At 66.0% G+C, this 16,271-nt stretch carries 10 protein-coding genes and 1 pseudogene; 6 read left to right on the plus strand and 5 right to left on the minus strand.

Annotated features, from left to right (window positions below):
* Positions 1-567: alpha/beta fold hydrolase (locus E1261_RS33775; protein ID WP_132413755.1), on the plus strand; the 567-nt coding region annotated here is incomplete at its 5' end.
* A gap of 27 nt (positions 568-594) precedes the next feature.
* On the opposite strand, the gene E1261_RS33780 is transcribed toward E1261_RS33775, so the two are convergent.
* Both E1261_RS33780 and E1261_RS33785 read right to left on the minus strand, forming a co-directional pair.
* Positions 595-2,481, minus strand: a complete 1,887-nt coding sequence (locus E1261_RS33780) for an endo-1,4-beta-xylanase (RefSeq protein ID WP_132413756.1) — start codon at positions 2,479-2,481, stop codon at positions 595-597.
* A gap of 271 nt (positions 2,482-2,752) precedes the next feature.
* A complete protein-coding gene (locus tag E1261_RS33785; protein ID WP_132413757.1) occupies positions 2,753-3,403 on the minus strand; it encodes a DUF998 domain-containing protein in 651 nt (216 codons plus the stop codon).
* A gap of 228 nt (positions 3,404-3,631) precedes the next feature.
* Here E1261_RS33785 and E1261_RS33790 point away from each other — a divergent pair, with 228 nt between their 5' ends.
* A complete protein-coding gene (locus E1261_RS33790) occupies positions 3,632-5,566 on the plus strand; it encodes a zinc metalloprotease (RefSeq protein WP_132413758.1) in 1,935 nt (644 codons plus the stop codon).
* A 52-nt stretch (positions 5,567-5,618) separates the two neighbouring features.
* On the opposite strand, the gene E1261_RS33795 is transcribed toward E1261_RS33790, so the two are convergent.
* Both E1261_RS33795 and E1261_RS33800 read right to left on the minus strand, forming a co-directional pair.
* Complete coding sequence (locus tag E1261_RS33795) at positions 5,619-8,618, minus strand: 3-keto-alpha-glucoside-1,2-lyase-like domain-containing protein (RefSeq protein ID WP_132413759.1); 3,000 nt, start codon at positions 8,616-8,618, stop codon at positions 5,619-5,621.
* A gap of 116 nt (positions 8,619-8,734) precedes the next feature.
* Complete coding sequence (locus E1261_RS33800) at positions 8,735-10,405, minus strand: extracellular solute-binding protein (protein WP_238176591.1); 1,671 nt, start codon at positions 10,403-10,405, stop codon at positions 8,735-8,737.
* A gap of 277 nt (positions 10,406-10,682) precedes the next feature.
* Here E1261_RS33800 and E1261_RS33805 point away from each other — a divergent pair, with 277 nt between their 5' ends.
* From E1261_RS33805 to E1261_RS33820, 4 genes are all read left to right on the plus strand, one after another.
* Positions 10,683-12,017, plus strand: a complete 1,335-nt coding sequence (locus E1261_RS33805) for a poly(ethylene terephthalate) hydrolase family protein (protein WP_132413760.1) — start codon at positions 10,683-10,685, stop codon at positions 12,015-12,017.
* 25 nt (positions 12,018-12,042) lie between these two features.
* Positions 12,043-13,920 (plus strand): rhamnogalacturonan lyase, encoded by a 1,878-nt coding sequence (locus E1261_RS33810; protein ID WP_132413761.1) that lies wholly within the window; start codon positions 12,043-12,045, stop codon positions 13,918-13,920.
* Positions 13,921-13,934: 14 nt separating this feature from the next.
* Positions 13,935-14,810, plus strand: coding sequence for an alpha/beta hydrolase family protein (locus E1261_RS33815; protein ID WP_132413762.1), 876 nt, complete (start codon positions 13,935-13,937; stop codon positions 14,808-14,810).
* Positions 14,811-14,921: 111 nt separating this feature from the next.
* Positions 14,922-15,317, plus strand: coding sequence for an SRPBCC family protein (locus E1261_RS33820; protein WP_132413763.1), 396 nt, complete (start codon positions 14,922-14,924; stop codon positions 15,315-15,317).
* Positions 15,318-15,954: 637 nt separating this feature from the next.
* Here E1261_RS33820 and E1261_RS45555 read toward each other — a convergent pair.
* A pseudogene (locus tag E1261_RS45555) lies at positions 15,955-16,271 on the minus strand (hypothetical protein); the annotation flags it as partial.

Here is a 16,271-nt window from a genome sequence, read left to right on the forward strand (position 1 = left end):
CGGTACACGTTCGCGTCGATCGCGGCCGAGCTGGCTGAGGTTTTGCCGGTACGGCGGCGGCTGGTGATCGTGGGGCACTCGTTGGGTGGGGTGATCGCGCTCGAGCTGGCGGGCGGGCGGTACGACGTACAGGTCGACCGCGTGATCGCCCTTGGTGTGAAGGTGTCCTGGACCGATGAGGAGCTGGCGAAGGCGGCTGCGTTGGCGCAGAAACCGGTCGCGTGGTTCGGCAGCCGGGAGGAGGCAGCTGCCCGGTATTTGAAGGTGTCCGGGCTGCAGGGGCTGGTCGATCCGGCGGACGAGTCGGTGGATCACGGGTTGCTGGAGGTCGACGGGCGGTGGCGGTTGGCCATGGATCCGGCCACCTTCGGGGTCGGTGCGCCGAAGATGGCCGAACTCCTCGCGGCGAGCGAGGCGGATGTCGTCCTGGCGCGCGGCGAGCTCGACCCGATGAACACCGATGCCGAGCTGGCCGCGCTGCACGATCAGGTCGTCACGCTGCCCGGCCTCGGGCACAGCGCGCACGTCCAGGATCCGTCAGCACTACGCGACGTCACGTCCCCCTGATCGTGAAGGCCTTGGTCCGCGGCCGGGTCAGGTGGCGGTGCAGGTCACGGACGGGCGGGTTTGGTTGCCGCCGTGGAGGATGGTGAATCCGAAGGTGTTGCCGTTGCCGTTGGGGCGGGCGGTCATGACGTTTCCGGTGCTGTCCCAACTGACGGCGGCGTTCCAGGTCGCGATGATCCTCTGCGGGGCAGAGACGGTGACGGTGACTGTCCAGTTGCTGGAGCCGGTCACCGCAACCTGACCGTTGAAGCGGTCAGGCCAGGACTGGCCGTCGGAGTACGTCGCGGTGCAGCCGCCGCCGGGTGGCGGGTCGATAGCGTCGGGGGCGACGGCGCGGCCGGTCGTCGGGGAGATCTTTCCGGCGCACAAGCCACGACTCTTCAGGCCCGAGACGATCTGGGGAACTGCGGCGACCGTGGTCGCGTACTGGTCGTGCATGAGGATGCTCTGGCCGTTCGTGAGCCGCTCGGCGGCCTGGACGATCTGCGCGGTGGTGGCGCCGTTCCAGTCCTGGGAGTCGACGTCCCAGGTGATCGTCCTCAGCCCCAGACCAGAAGCGACCGACTCGAGGGTGGCGTTCGTTTCGCCGTACGGCGGTCGGAACAGTCTCGGCGTACCGCCTCCGGCGTTCTGGATGGCGGTCTGGGTGCGGGACAACTCCGACGACATCGCGCTCGTGCTCAGTGTGAGCATGTGCGGATGGGTGTAACTGTGGTTGGCGATCCACATGCCCGCACTCGCCTGGGCAGCGACCAGAGCAGCGTTGGCCGCGGCGTTCTGCCCGGTGTTGAACATTGTGGCCCGCACTCCGGCCGCCCGTAACGCGTTGAGCAGCGCCTGGGTGTTGCCGGGGTTCGGGCCGTCGTCGTACGTCAGTGCGACGTACCCGTTGCGGCAATCAGTCGGTATAGCTCCTCCATTGAGAGCTTCCAGCGTTGCCGTGTACGCCGGCTTCTTGTTGCCGTTGCCGTCGAACAGCAGGGGTGTGTCACCGGGCCGCCAGGAGTCGGTGTCGCGCACGCCCCACACGGTGATGCCGTTGCAGCGGGAGATCGCCAGGCAGTCGTTCGTCACCTGGCGGTACTTGTTCGCTTGGTCGGTGCCGGAGCCCTGGATGTCGAGCTCGGTGATCTGTACGTCGACACCCAGCCCGGCGAAGGTCGACAGCGTCGTCCGGAAATTGCTCGGCACCGGATTGCCGCTGTTGAAGTGTCCCTGCAGGCCGACGCAGTCGATCGGTACCCCGCGGCTCTTGAAGTCGCGGACCATCGCCACCACCGCCTTGGTCTTCGCGTGGTCGGCGTTGTCGATGTTGTAGTCGTTGTAGCAGAGCTTGGCGCCCGGATCGGCGGCCCGGGCCGCCCGGAACGCGACCTCGATCCAGTCGTTGCCGGTGCGCTGCAGATTCGAGTCACGCCGGGCGCCCGAACTGCCGTCGGCGAAGGCTTCGTTGACCACGTCCCAGGCGTAGATCTTGCCGCGGTAGTGGGTGGCGACCTGGGTGACGTGGTTCAGCATCGCGTTGCGCAGCGCGGTGCCGCTCGTGTTCTGCATCCAGCCCGGCTGCTGGGAGTGCCACGCGAGAGTGTGTCCCCGCAGGCGTTTGCCGTTGCTGGTCGCCCAGTTCGCGACCCGGTCACCGGCGGTGTAGTTGAACTGGTTCTGGTTGGGCTCGGTGGCGTCGAGCTTCATCTCGTTCTCGGCGGTCACCATGTCGAATTCGCGGTTGGCGATGGTCGTGTACGTCGAGTCGCCGAGCTTGCCGGCGCTGATCGCGGTACCGAAGTACCGGCCGGTCTGGGCCGCCGAGGCGCCCAGGGTGGTGGCGGCTTCCGCGGCGGTCGGGACGAGTACGACGAGGCCGGTGGCGGCCAGGGCGCCGGCGGCCAACGCCGCAAGGCTTCTTCTGATCATGCAGCTCACCTTTTCTGGGGGCGGTCAGTTGTCGGGTGACGTCACGCAGTGATCGTGGACATCCGGCTCCGATAAATCAAGAGTGAATTCCCCAGTATTCTTCGAAAGATTTTCGGACCGTCGTTGTCAGCCTTTCCCTTGCCTAGAAGGCAGTCCGAAACTATTCGAAGAGCGACTTTGCTGACATTGCCAGCAAGGTCATCCGAAAGGTTTCGGCAATCCGCGAAACCTGTTCCGGGCGTGCGGTGCCGCCAATATCGCGACGGTTCTGCTAGCGGCGGTGGTGGAAGCAGGTGGCCGTGATCCAGGTCCAGGCGAGGATGATGGCGGCGCCGAAGGCGAGGATGGTGGGTGGGGTGCCTGCGCCGGCGCTGAGGCCGGCGAAGGCGGCGAAGAAGGCGATGCCGGTGATGGTGGAGTAGCGGGCCCAGCCGGTACGACCGGTGCTGCGGTAGTGGGCCGCCATTACGAAGCATGCGGCGATCAGACCGGTGAAGCCGATCGTGCCGGCGACGAAGTGGCCCATCCCGCGAAGACTGATCTCGGCGTAGTCGGCGGGTGTTCCGGCCGGGAAGCCTGCGGCTGGGTCGGCGGGGAATGCCGCGGCCAGGAGCAGCCCGACCGCGTACGCGCCGAGCAGCCGCGGCGCCCAGCGGCTGCCCCGGCCGGTCAGGGTACGGCGGAGCCCGACCGCGCCGGCCAGCGACAACAGTCCCGCGACGATGAAGTTGGCGGTCTGGATCCAGCCGAGGTCGCCGTTCGCGAGCAGGCTGGCTGGATGCCGGGTCAGGTCGAACGCCTCCCGTGTCAGGGCCTGGCTGAGCCAGCAGACGACGTACAGCGGCCCGGCGACCGCACCGGCCGTGAGCAGGGTCCGGGTGCGGGTGGTGACGGCGGTCGGGGTGGTGGTGACGGTTGCCATCTCGGTCTCCTCTGGTGGGGTGCTTTCACCACCGCGTCGAAGACTCGCGTCCAGAATCGACAACCCCGCGACAACTTTCTCCGGCCGCAGATCCGGGTAGCGGCATCAAGCGGTCAGTTTCGGCGGATCCGGGGGTGGGCTGTGGCAGCATGTGCGAACGGGAGTTGACGGCCGGATGCCTGGGCTCGTGCGCCGTCGGCTCCATCCGCCCGTGAAAGGTGCCGATACATGCAACGGATCCGCTTGGTCGCGCTGCTGGGAACAGCGCTCGCCGTCATCGCTGGTAGCGCGATGGCAGCGACGACAGCCAACAGTGCTCCCCCGCCGCCCTTGCGTCATCTCGAACCAGGCGGACAGCCGAAGCTCGTCGAGAAGCTGCCCGTCAACGTCGTCCTGGTGGGTTATCAGGCTGGGCAGGTCGATCCCCAGCGACTCCGCGCCGGCCTTCCCTCATCGTCGCGGCCGGTCGTCCGCAGTCGCTTGGGCTATGGCGTGACGGAGGAGCTCGGGCTGACGTACCAGTACGACTACCGGGTCACGACGACATCGAAGCGTTATCAGGATCGGTTCTTCGCGCAGTTGGCGAAGCTGGCTCGGCCCGCGGCGCTGACGAAGTTCCAGCAGGACTACAACGCACAGAACGGCAACGTCCGGACCATCGACAAGAGTGTCGCGATCGACGCTCCGACCGTCGAACGCTGGCTGGCGAACAACCCGCCGCCTGGAATCGACACCACCAGGAACACCGTCTTCCTGATCAACTGGTTCGGCCGGGCGGACTTCAAGTACCACGTCTACACCAAAACCAACGAGCCCGACCCGGACACCGGCTACAACTTCGGCACCCAACGTGACAGCCGGAAGATCGTCGCCTGGGGTGGCACGACCGCGAAGGACGAGGAGGACGGCCTCGGTCGCACTCGCCGGGTCTGGTTCCACGACCTGTCAGCGGGACCGGACGCCTCGTCGGGAAGCTGGAACGTCGATGATGCCGATCTCGACGGCGACGACGAGGCCGACTACCGGATCCCGGTCGCCTGGGAGTACACCGCCGGCGGATTCCGCGCACCGAGCGAACTCACCGGAGATCTGGTGAAGCTGGTGCGCTACGTGGCGCTGGACCTGTTGTTCACCAGCTCACCGCTGTATCCGGTCGAGCTTCCGCCGAGTACGCCGTCCGAAACCGTGAACCTCGACAGCAACACCTACGAGGGATGGCCGGGTGTCGACGCGAGTACCGACTACATCGACAAGAAGCTCGTGCTGTCGGAGCTCTCGGAGCTGGCCTGGCGGAACAAGTTCAGCTACGACAGCCAGGACCTTCCCTACACCGGTGACGCCAAGCGCTGCTACGAGTTGCTGCTTGTCAACAAGTCTTGCTACCCCGAGCTGGGCTATCCGGCGTTCGCCAACCTGTTCCTGCAGAACAAGAAGGAGCTGGCGCGAACGCAGGACGATCAGGGCAAGGTCGACTACGAGCTCCCGATCTTCAACTACGCCGTACCGCCGGAACTGGACACCCCGGCACTCGGATTCGCCGACGACAACTACGAGGACGGCACCCAGAGCTACGTCTTCAACTTCCTGAACGAGTCGATCATCACCAGCGGGTACGGCCTGACCACGACGATCATCCACGAGACCGGACATCACCTCGGCCTGTCACATCCGCACGACGGGTACGACAGCACCTCGGGTGTGGACTTCGGTCCGAGCGGAGCGACGTACTTCGCCTGGCTCGGCGACTACTCGAACACGATGATGAGCTACATCGACCTGAACTGGGACTTCAGCCAGTTCGACCGCGACAACATGGACCGCTTCCAGACTGCCGCCCGCAACGAGGCAGCCAACGACCTGGCTGCAAAGGCTCTGGCGGCGCCGCGGGCCGAGCGAGCGCACGACGAGCTGCGCCGGGCTGATCTCCTGCTCGGACTCGCGAAGAACGCGCTTGCCCGCCACGACTACAGCGCCGCCTACGCACTGGCTTCGCAGACGTATTCGGTCGTCGAAGAAGGCGCAAAGCAGGCAGGCGTCGATGTCGACGCCTACATCGACGACACCCGCAAGGCAACCGCTGCCGAGCGGAACCGTGCCAAGGCTCATCCTTCGGGTGCCTTGGTCGACACTCTCGAGCCCGGCGGCCCGCGCACCTTGCCGTAACACGACGAGACGCCGCAGCCCAGAGCTTGGGTTGCGGCGTCTCGCGGTTGGGTCAGGCGATGGGTTCGATCCAGATGTTGCGGAAGCGGGGATTGTCGCCTGGGTCGTTGTGGTCCTGGAGGCGGATGGCGGCGGGAGCGGCGGTTTCACTGATGCCACCGCCGGTGCCGCCGTCTATGGCGACGTCATTGTGGACGGTGGTGCCGTTCCAGACGACAGTGACTCGGGCGTTGTCGACCTTGCCGGCCGCATCGTAGCGGGCTGCGCGGAAGGTGATGTCGTAGGTCTGCCAGGTGCCTGAGGGTGTGCCGACGTTGGCGTCGGCGGCCTTCTTGTCGTAGATGGCGCCGGCGATGTTGTTCGCCGTTGGCAGACCGGCAGACTCCAGGACCTGGATCTCGTAGCGTTCCTGGAGATAGACACCGCTGTTACCGCGGGCCTGGCCGGTCTGTTCGGGCGGATAGTGGGGTTCGTACCACTCCACGTGCAGCTTGAAGTCGCCGTACTGCTGCTTGGTGCGGATGTCACCGCCCAGGGTCTCCATCGAGCCGCCGGAGATCGGCCATGTTGCCGCCCCGCCGCCGACCTTCTCCCAGGCGTCCAGGTTGGTGCCGTTGAAGAGCTGGATGCGCTGACGGGCGGTGATGGTGACGTTGTCGAGGTTCACGTGGCCGCTGTCCCCGGCGTCGTACCGGTAGGAGATCGTGTTCGTGCCGGCAGCCAGTTGCAGCGGCTCGGCCTCGACCGCCCAGCTGTTCCAGACGCCGGTGCTCGCCAATCGCGTCTGTTTGACCTTGGTGCCGTTGACGTACACACTCAGTGTCTTGTTGCCGACCGGGTTCGGGCCGTTCGAATAGCGCAGGCCCGCGTTGTAGACCCCCGCCGACGGAACCGACACGGTGAAGGTCGTCGAGGCACCCTGGTTCCAGTAGCCGTCCACGAACCCGGTCCCCAGGTATCCCGCGTGATTGTTGTTCGTCCCGGCATTGCCGGCCAGGGCAGCCTTCTCTGCCTCGTACGTCGTACTCGCGGCCGGACCGTCGACCAGGGAGTTCACGGTGTACCAGGCCTCGGTGCTCCACAGCGGCGTACCGGATTCGGAAGCGAAGGGGCGCGGCGAGCGAAGGTGGACGACGCGACCGGCCTTCAGGCCTGCGATCTGCAGGTTGACCTTCTTGCGGTCGGCCGACACGGTTGCCGAGGTCACGTTCAACGTCTCCTCGTCGACCTTCGGGCCGCCGTACTCGACTGTCGGGTGGTAGCGCCACTGTTGTGCGCGGTACTTCGTGGCCAGGTTCGTCGCTGTCTCGGTGGAGATCGGTTGCGTGTACTCGAGTTCGAAGCCGCCGGCCACCGCACGCATGGCGCGGATGTCGAAGGTGCTGGTGGTGTTCGGCGTCAGCTTCTGCAGGCCGAACCGCAGTTTGCCCTCCTGCCCCCAGTTGCCTCCGGCACCGATTCCGCCGGTGTAGATCGAGCCGTCGGGACCGAGGCTGAGGTGACTGACGCCTGATTCGAGGCCTTGGGTCAGGCGGAACACCGCCCCCTGGTACTCACCGTTGATCTTCTCCAGGAACACTCGCTGGAGGCCGCCGTACGTGACGTCGCCGTACACCATCTGCCCGCTGAACACACCGCTCGACAGCAGGACCGGGTTGCTCGGTGAGTTGGCGATCTCGTTGTGCAGCAGCCATACGACCGGTGTCGTGACGGGCCTGGAGTCGAACTGGCCGGGCGGATTCGTGTAGTGGTTGAAGAAACGGTTCTGCTGGATGCGGACCAGCTTGTTCGCCGGCAGCCAGCCACCTTGGTTGTCGGTCACGAACAGATCGTTCTCAGGACCCCAGCCAAGACCGTTCGGAGTGCGCAGTCCGCCGGCGACATAGGTGACGGCGCCGGTGGCCTTGTCGATCCGGATCGAGGTGCCGCGGTTCGCCGCGGGCTGCGGGTCTGTCGTGGCGCCGCCTTCGTTGATGGCGACCGACAGGTTGACGTAGAACGATCCGTCCCGGTAGAGCAGCCCGAACGCGAACTCGTGGAAGTTCCCTCCGTACGGCCAGGTGGCGACCGTCCGGTAGTTGTCGGTCATCCAATCGCCGTTGGTGTCGTTCAGTTCGACGAGGCGGTTCTTCTCCGAGACGTACAACTTGCCGTCGACGTACTTGATGCCCATCGGCTCCCGCAGGCCGGTTGCAATGCGCTGGGTGCGCACCTGCGTCGGGTCCGTGTTCCCAGTGACGTTGCTCAGCAGATGAACCTCACCCTGTACGACGCCTGAGCCGCCCCAGGTGGTGATCGCCAGCCGCCCGTCAGGCAGCCAATCCATACCGGTGACCTGTGGTTCGAACCCGGCCGGCCGCAGGTCGGTGAGGGTGTAGCCGGGATTGACGGTGGTGAGCGGCAGACCGTCACCTGGCGAATCCGACGACGCCTCGCACTCCTTCCGGCCTGGAGACGTCACCCGGACCACACCTGAGTCGGTGCTGAGAGCCGAGTTGGGGACAACGACAAAGTTCTCCACGTTGGGCGGCCGCCACTCGAGCTTGACCTCCTGCCCACCACCGTTGTCGAAGTGGTCGATGCGCAGCCCGTGATACCCCGTCGTCAGCTCGATCGACCCGGTCGCCGGGGTCGACGCATGCAGTCCGTCGTGGTTGATCACCAGCTTGTCGTCGATCAGCAGCCGCGACCCGTCGTCACTGGTCAGCCGGAACTCATGACGCCCAGCGGCTGCGATATTCACATTGCCGGTCACCTGGGACACGAACCTGTCGGCAATGCCGAAGTCCGAGTCGGCGGTCCAGTTGATGACCGGCATCAACTTGTCGACGTTCGGTGTCTGACCAGGCTTCAACGGGCACAGCTTGTCGAGCCCGGTCTGCAGGTCGAACACCCGCAGCGTCACACCGGGCTCCTGAGGCGGAACAGCACCGCGAGCCTGTCCGGTCACCAGTCCGGACAAGACGATCAGCAGTGCGGCCGACCAGGCGACAGAACGTCGCCCCCTCCGGGCGGGATGGAACTTTTGGGCAGGACGGAATAGAGGCGACATCGGTACTCCTTCGATCGGGGCGGAGCGGGGTACCTCGCTGACCGAAGCATTCCCGCTTTTGTACGTCGCCAATCGAAAGTCCAGCAAGCCCCGCTAAAAGTCGTCGTGTCAGCCCCCTAGCGACCGTTGTCGGTGAGCACCTTGGCGAAGAACTCGCGGCCTTCGTCGCCGCCGTTCTTGCGCCACTCGGCCAGGGCGACCTTCAGGTCGCTCACCGGGCGGCGGCCGCGCAGGATGTCCTGGACCTTGTCGTCGAAGGGCTGGCTCAGTGCCGCCAGTTTCGACGGCTGCTCGACCCGGATGCCTTCGAACGGCTTCTCCTGGGCGTACTTGACGCAGGCCTTCTCCCAGGCGTGCATGGCCTCGACATAGCCCGGATACTGGCTCTCGCTGATCACCGCCGGGCGACCGCCCAGGAAGATGTAGGTGTTGGCCACTTCCTTCGCGCCCAGGGCGGTGAGCTTCGGCGCACCCGAGGCTTCCTTGACGTAGTGCTTGCCCTCTTGACCGTAGGCACACATGACGGCCTCCTCGGTACCGAACGGCGAAGCCGTGTAGTTCAGCACACCGAGCAGTTCCTTGATCCGCGCCTCACCAAGACCCTTCTTCACGAACGTGAAGATCCCGGCCGGCTCACCCTTCCAGACGATCGGCTCACCACCGTCGTGCGCGAACGGCAGCACCGCCTGCATGTTGAACTTCGGGTTGATCGGCAACTGCCGCTGCAACGCCTCCGCCCACGAACCCGGCCCGTCCTGATACATCAGCACCTGGCCGCCCTCGAACAGCGGCTTCACGTCGGCCGACGGATTGGCGATGACCGTCGGATGCACGTACCCGGACTGGAACAGCCGCCGATTGAAGGCGACCGACTCCTCGTACTCGGTCGTCTCGATCTGGTGCTTGAGGTTGCCGGCCGAGTCCTTGTGCCAGCCCGCCGGCGCCCGGAAGGCGCGCGCCACCTCGGGCACCATCGCCCCGAAGGCCCACCGGTTCACCTTGGCATCGGTCAGCTGCTTGCCCAGGGCAAGCACATCGTCCATGTTCTTCGGCGCCTGGACACCGTGCTGGTCGAAGAGATCCTTCCGGTAGAACAGTGCCCAGGGAATGCCTGTCCCTGGATACGGAACCGCCTTGAGCTGGTTGTTCCAGACACCGTAGGCCCAGGCCCGGGTCGGCAGGTTCGCCAGCATCGGGAACTCCTTGGCCTTGTCACCGGCCAAGTACGGCGTCAGGTCCTCGAACAGCTTGTCGGCCGCCTGGCTGAACCGGGTGATGTTCGAAGCCATCCAGCCCATCATCACCGTCAGCTCAGGAACGTTGCCGGCCGCCAGCAGCGGACCGAGTTTGTCGAGGTACGCCGCTCCGTCCACGATGTTGAACCGCACCGGCGCACCGATGCGCTCGTTGTTGGCGTCGAAGTAGGAATTGCTGCCGAGACCGGGTGGCGCCGGGCCCCAGAGCGGGGTCATCGCGGTGACTTCCTTGCCACTGGTCACCGGCTTGTTCGGCACCGCTCGCTTGAGCTCGCTCGGGTACTTGAGGAAGCCTGGCGAGCTGCCGTTCTCCCCCGGCAGATCCGGCTTGACTGCCTCATAAGCGATGTAGGCAGGCAGCAAGCCCGCCAACTTGCCCTCAACCTCGGCCCGACCCTCAGTGCCGGTACCACCGCCGCCGGAGGAACAGCCGCTCAGCGCGCCACCGCCCGCCGCAACAGCGGCGCCAGTGCCCAGGAGGCCAAGAAACTTACGACGGCTGGGTACGCCGCCCACAGGCAAGTCGATCACGGAGAACTCCCTTTGAAGACGCGAACTCATCCACAGATCGCGCTCTCACACGTAGATTAGTTTGGCTGCGGAACAAACTAACTCCCACGCCCCTCGGCCACAAGAGGTCACCGGCGAGATCCCTGGCTGTGCACGTGCACAGTTTCTCGCGTGCAGCCTCTTGCCATGCTGTGCTCGATAAGTTTTCATCATGGGCAGCAGGCTGCCGTCAGCGACTGTGCACGTTCACGGCCCTGCTCCGCCTGTTCCACCCAGGACACAGAAGAGGTATCGCCCCATGCCTAGAACTGCAGTAAGCGCCAAACTGTCCGGATCCGGCCAACGCCCCCGGCGAACACACGGCTCCCTAGGTCGACTGTTCCGCCGAACGTCGACAACCCTCGTCGCCGTCACCGCCGTTGTCGCCTCGGTCATCTCGACCGCACCCGCCTCGGCCGCGGACAATCCTTACGAGCGCGGACCGAACCCCACCCAGGCCAGCATCGCGGCGTCACGCGGTACTTTCGCCACGGCCGAGGTGAGCGTCGGCGGCGGCAACGGCTTCGCCGCCGCGAAGATCTACTACCCGACCGACACCAGCCAGGGCACGTTCGGCGCCATCGCGATCGTGCCGGGCTACACAGCCACCTGGGCGGCCGAAGGTGCCTGGATGGGACCATGGCTCGCCTCGTTCGGTTTCGTGGTGATCGGGATCGACACCCTCAGCCGCAACGACTTCGACACCGCGCGCGGCACTCAGTTGCTGGCGGCCTTGGACTACCTGACCCAGCGCAGCTCGGTGCGTAGCCGGGTGGACGCGAGTCGCCTGGCCGTGATGGGCCACTCGATGGGTGGCGGCGGCGCGATCTCCGCGGCGCTGCGTCGCCCCTCGTTGAAGGCCGCGGTCGGGCTCGCGCCATTCAGCCCGTCGCAGGGTACGTCCGGCATGAGAGTTCCCTCGATGTTGCTGGCCGGGCAGCGCGACGGCACGGTCACCCCCTCGAGCGTCAGGAACCTGTACAACGCGATCCCCGCGACGACGGAGAAGGCGTACCTCGAACTGACCGGCGCCGGCCACGGCTTCCCGACCTCTGCGAACTCGGTGATGATGCGCAAGGTCATCCCCTGGCTGAAGATCTTCGTCGACCAAGACACGCGCTACCAGCAGTTCCTGTGCCCGTTGGTCGACTGGACCGGCATCACGTCGTACCAGAGCAGCTGCCCGCTCATCCCGGGCGGATCGACCGGTACGACGTACAACCTCGTCAATAGCTCGGGTAAGTGTGCGGATGTCAACGCCGCCTCTCAGGTCAACGGCGCCGCGCTGCTCCTGTGGACCTGCCACACCAACCCGAACCAGCGCTGGACCGAGACCTCCGCGAAGGAGTTGCGGGTCTACGACAACCCCAAGTGCATGGACGCAGGAGCGGCCCAGCAGGGCACGAGAGTGACGATCAATTCCTGCTCCGGCGGTGGCAGCCAGAAGTGGACGGTCAACGCCAACGGAACGGTCACCAACGATTTGTCCGGTCGCTGCCTGGGCGCAGCGGGCGGCGCCACCACCGACAACACACCACTGGTCGTAGCGAGCTGCGACGGCAGCCCCGGCCAGCAGTGGACCAAGCAGTCCTGACCTCTCTCTTGCGAAGGGAATACCCATGCGTCACTTCACCATCGGCAGGCGGCTGGCAGTCGCTGTCGCCGGCATCACCTTGGTCGGACTACTGCCTGGCACCTCGGCTGGTACGACCTACAAAGCGCCGCTAGGCAACGAAACGCAGACCGCAGCGCCGCGGATCGAGCAGCTCAACCGCGGTTTGATCAGCGTGCACACGGGTCAAGGCAACCGGGTCAGCTGGCGGCAGCTCGCCGACGACCCGGCCGGCACCACCTTCAACGTCTACCGCAATGGCGTCAAGGTGAACAAGGCGCCCGTCAGCGGCGCGACCAGCTTTGTGGACACTGGTGCGCCCACCGGCGCCAAGTACGTCGTCCGCGCGGTCGCCGACGGCGTCGAGCGGGCATCGAAGTTCGCGGCAGAAGACTCACTCACCCTCAACGCCGTTCCTGGTGAGGCCGGCATCATGGCCAGCAGCCGCGACGTACCGCTCCAGATCCCACCCGGCGGCCGGACACCGTCCGGAGAGAACTACACCTACACCGCGAACGACGCGAGCGTGGGTGACCTGGACGGCGACGGTCAGTACGAGATCGTGCTGAAGTGGGATCCGACCAACGCCAAGGACAACTCACACAGCGGCTACACCGGCAACACGTATCTGGATGCCTACAAGCTCAACGGCACCCGGCTGTGGCGCATCGACCTCGGTCGCAACATCCGGGCCGGCGCGCACTACACGCAGTTCCAGGTCTTCGACTACGACGGCGACGGCAAGGCGGAAGTCGCCATGAAGACCGCCGACGGCACCCGATCCGGCACCGGCCAGGTCATCGGCAACGGATCGGCCGATCACCGCAACTCCAGCGGCTACATCCTCGCCGGCCCCGAGTTCCTGTCGGTGTTCCGCGGCACCGACGGCGCCGTACTGGCAACCGCCAACTACCAGCCACCGCGCGGCAACGTCTCCTCGTGGGGCGACAACTACGGCAACCGCGTCGACCGCTTCCTAGCCGGTACGGCGTACCTGGACGGCACGCGGCCGAGCATCATCATGGCCCGTGGCTACTACACCAGATCCGTCATCGCGGCCTGGGACTACCGCAACGGTGCACTGACGCAGCGCTGGATCTTCGACTCCAACAGCGCCGGCAGCCAATGGTCCGGGAAGGGCAACCACAACCTGTCGATCGCCGACGTCGATGCAGACGGCCGTGACGAGGTCATGTACGGGTCGATGGCAATCGACGACAACGGGCGCGGGCTGTGGCAGAACAACACCCACCACGGCGACGCCTACCACGTCAGCGACTTCATCCCCTCCCGCCCAGGACTCGAGGTCTTCAAGCCGTCCGAGTGGACCAGCGAGCCAACCCACTGGATGGGTGACGCGCGGACCGGTCAGATCATCTGGAGTGCCCCATCCTGCGGCTGTGACAACGGCCGCGCAGTGGCCGCAGACATCTGGGCCGGCAACCGGGGCGCCGAAGCCTGGTCGGCGTCGGTCGGCGGTCTGCGCAGCGGAACCACCGGTGGTCAGGTCGCTTCGCGGAAGCCGGGGTCGATCAACTTCGTGATCTGGTGGGACGGCGACGCCCAGCGGGAGCTGCTCGACGGAACGGCGATCAGCAAGTACGGCACCGGCGGCGACACCCGCCTGCTCACCGGCTCCGGCGTTTCCTCGAACAACGGCACCAAGTCAACACCCGCACTGTCGGCCGACATCCTCGGCGACTGGCGCGAAGAAGTCATCTGGCGGACCTCGGACAACCGTGCCCTGCGCATCTACTCCACCACCGACACCACCACCATCACCCGCCCCTCACTCATGCAGGACCGTCAATACCGGCTGGCCGTCGCCTGGCAGAACACCGGCTACAACCAGCCGCCCCACCCCAGCTTCGCCATCGGCAACTGAGCAGGGAGTTTCTTATGACCATGCAACGTCGTACCTTCCTCGGCCTCAGCGCCGCAGGCATCGCAAGCGCCACCCTCGGCGCCGGACAAGCCCTCGCCGGCCCGCTGGCCGGCGCACCGACCACACCGTTCGCAGTAGGTGTCCGCCAGTACACCTGGTGGCGCGGCAGCCGTCGCGTGAACACCTACGTCTACTACCCCGCCAAAGGCAGCCCCGGCAGTGGGCCGACCACCAACGCACCCGTTGCCGACGGCATCTTCCCGGTCTGCCAGTACACACATGGCTCCGGCGCCAGTCCCCAGGGCGCGCTCGGGCACATCCGTCCGCTGGCGGCGGCCGGCTTCATCGTGCCCGCGCCACACTTCGGCAGCTCCATCGGCGATGCCTACAACGGCAACCACTCCAAGGATGCATCCGTAGCCATCACCGGCACCCTCGCACTGAACACGGCGACCAACGACCCGTTACGGGGCCACATCAACACCTCGGTCGGCGTCGGCGCGTCCGGCTACTCGATGGGCGGCATGACCACCCACGGCCTCTTGACCGCCTGGCCCGACTCGCGAATCGTCGCGGCAGCCCCGTGGGCCTGTGTGGACATGGGCAACCCGTCCTCCTCGGTCCGGGCGAAGGTCCTGTTCGTCCATGGCGACCGGGACCAGGTCTGTCCCTACTCCTCTGCCCGCCAGGCCTACCGCGAACTACCCGCACCGAAGGCGTTCCTCACCTTCCGCGGCGGAGATCACAGCAGCTACTTCAGCGACTCGCGCGCCCGCAACACCTTCGTGGACTGGATGCGCTGGGGCCTGTACGGCGACACCGCAGCCCGTGACCGTCTGCGCGCCGACGCCACCTCGAGCGGCACCATCTGGGAGTCCATCCTGAGCTGAGGCTCTCCTGTTCGTCGCCCTCGGACCGGTTCAGGACGCCGGTCCGAGGGCGACACCTGATGGCCGATTCGTTCAAGACAAGCCTGGTGGCGGCTGGCTAGGGTCAGAATCATGAGCACGTCACGACATCTGAGCGCGTACATCGACCGGCCGGCCGGGGACGTGTACGCGTACGCGTCCAACCCGGCGAATCTGCCCGAGTGGGCACCCGGGTTGTGCAGTTCGATCGAACAGGTCGACGGGGACTGGGTTGCCGAGTCTCTGATGGGAAGGATCATCGTCAAGTTTGCCGAGAGCAACGAGTACACGGTTCTCGACCATGAGGTCACGCTGCCGTCGGGCGAAACCTTCTACAACCCGATGCGCGTCATCGCCGACGGTGCGGGCTGCGAGGTCGTCTTCACCCTCCGCCGAAGGCCGGAGATGACCGACGACGAGTTCGCCCGCGACGCGAACGCCGTACTGGCCGATCTCCACGCGCTCAAGGACCTGATCGAACGCCGCTGAAACGTGTTCGGCGTCGGCAGCGTTGAATCGGTCGACGTCAACGCCGGTCAGGACGCCGGCCTTGATCCGGCAGTGGATATCGGTGCTCATCGTGGATGCGACACCGCTGAACGTGTCGGCGGGTTCGATCAACTCGGGTTGGCCATCTAGGTCGCAGCCAACGGCGTGGGTGCTCGGTTCATGCTGCGTCCCCTCGTGCGCTCTCCAAGGGGTACGCAGACACTCGACGCATGGCCTGCGGTTCGCCCCGGCACGGATGGAGGACGTCCAAGACCCGTGCGTGAGTCCACGTTGTCGACCAGGAGCAGCACCGGTCGCGCCGATCCGATCACCCTTTCGGCCGCACCGTACGTGAGGATCGACAACAAGGCCGGGCGATCACGGCGCCTCGGCAGCCGCCGTGCCTCAGCAGACGGCCACCGCTCAGCCGACGGCCACTGCTCAGCGGCGCGGATCTGGTCAGCGGCGCGGATCTGCTCAGCCTCGCCGTGGTCGGGCTCCACCCGCACTGCCTTCGAGGCTCGTCCAGGCCCGGGCCTACTCTGAGGGACTTCCAGGGCCGACCGCTGAGGGCTCGCTGGTTGATCGGTATGGTCACCGTGGTCTCGAGTGGCAGTCGCGGTGTGGCTAGCTGGCTTCAGTCATCTGGTATGCCCTTGATGACTCGGTGGGTGCCGGTGCGGTCGACCCGGAAGACGAAGCCGTGGGGTGTGGTCCATTCGATCGTTGTGGTGTCGATTCGGCGGACTTTCCAGCCGGCGGCGTGCGTCTTCACCCGGTGCCCGAAGCGGCTCAGCGGTATGAGGTTCTGGGTGTTCGTCTGGCCTGGTGGGCCGAGGGGGTTGTAGGGCTGGATGTGGTCGAGGTCGATGTTGTTGGTGGTTTCGCGGGTGCCGTAGGGGAATTGTTCGGTGGGGTGGGTGAGTTTGATGTGTTCGCGGATCCGGTCGGTGA

The sequence above is a fragment of the Kribbella albertanoniae genome (assembly GCF_004348455.1).
Classification (GTDB): domain Bacteria; phylum Actinomycetota; class Actinomycetes; order Propionibacteriales; family Kribbellaceae; genus Kribbella; species Kribbella albertanoniae.

What these genes read in the sequence shown, in the direction of transcription:
- E1261_RS33795 (WP_132413759.1), bottom strand. Translation starts at nt 8,618, where the DNA reads ATGTCGCCTCTATTCCGTCCTGCCCAAAAGTTCCATCCCGCCCGGAGG.
- E1261_RS33820 (WP_132413763.1), top strand. Translation starts at nt 14,922, where the DNA reads ATGAGCACGTCACGACATCTGAGCGCGTACATCGACCGGCCGGCCGGG.
- E1261_RS33785 (WP_132413757.1), bottom strand. Translation starts at nt 3,403, where the DNA reads ATGGCAACCGTCACCACCACCCCGACCGCCGTCACCACCCGCACCCGG.
- E1261_RS33790 (WP_132413758.1), top strand. Translation starts at nt 3,632, where the DNA reads ATGCAACGGATCCGCTTGGTCGCGCTGCTGGGAACAGCGCTCGCCGTC.
- E1261_RS33815 (WP_132413762.1), top strand. Translation starts at nt 13,935, where the DNA reads ATGACCATGCAACGTCGTACCTTCCTCGGCCTCAGCGCCGCAGGCATC.
- E1261_RS33780 (WP_132413756.1), bottom strand. Translation starts at nt 2,481, where the DNA reads ATGATCAGAAGAAGCCTTGCGGCGTTGGCCGCCGGCGCCCTGGCCGCC.
- E1261_RS33805 (WP_132413760.1), top strand. Translation starts at nt 10,683, where the DNA reads ATGCCTAGAACTGCAGTAAGCGCCAAACTGTCCGGATCCGGCCAACGC.
- E1261_RS33810 (WP_132413761.1), top strand. Translation starts at nt 12,043, where the DNA reads ATGCGTCACTTCACCATCGGCAGGCGGCTGGCAGTCGCTGTCGCCGGC.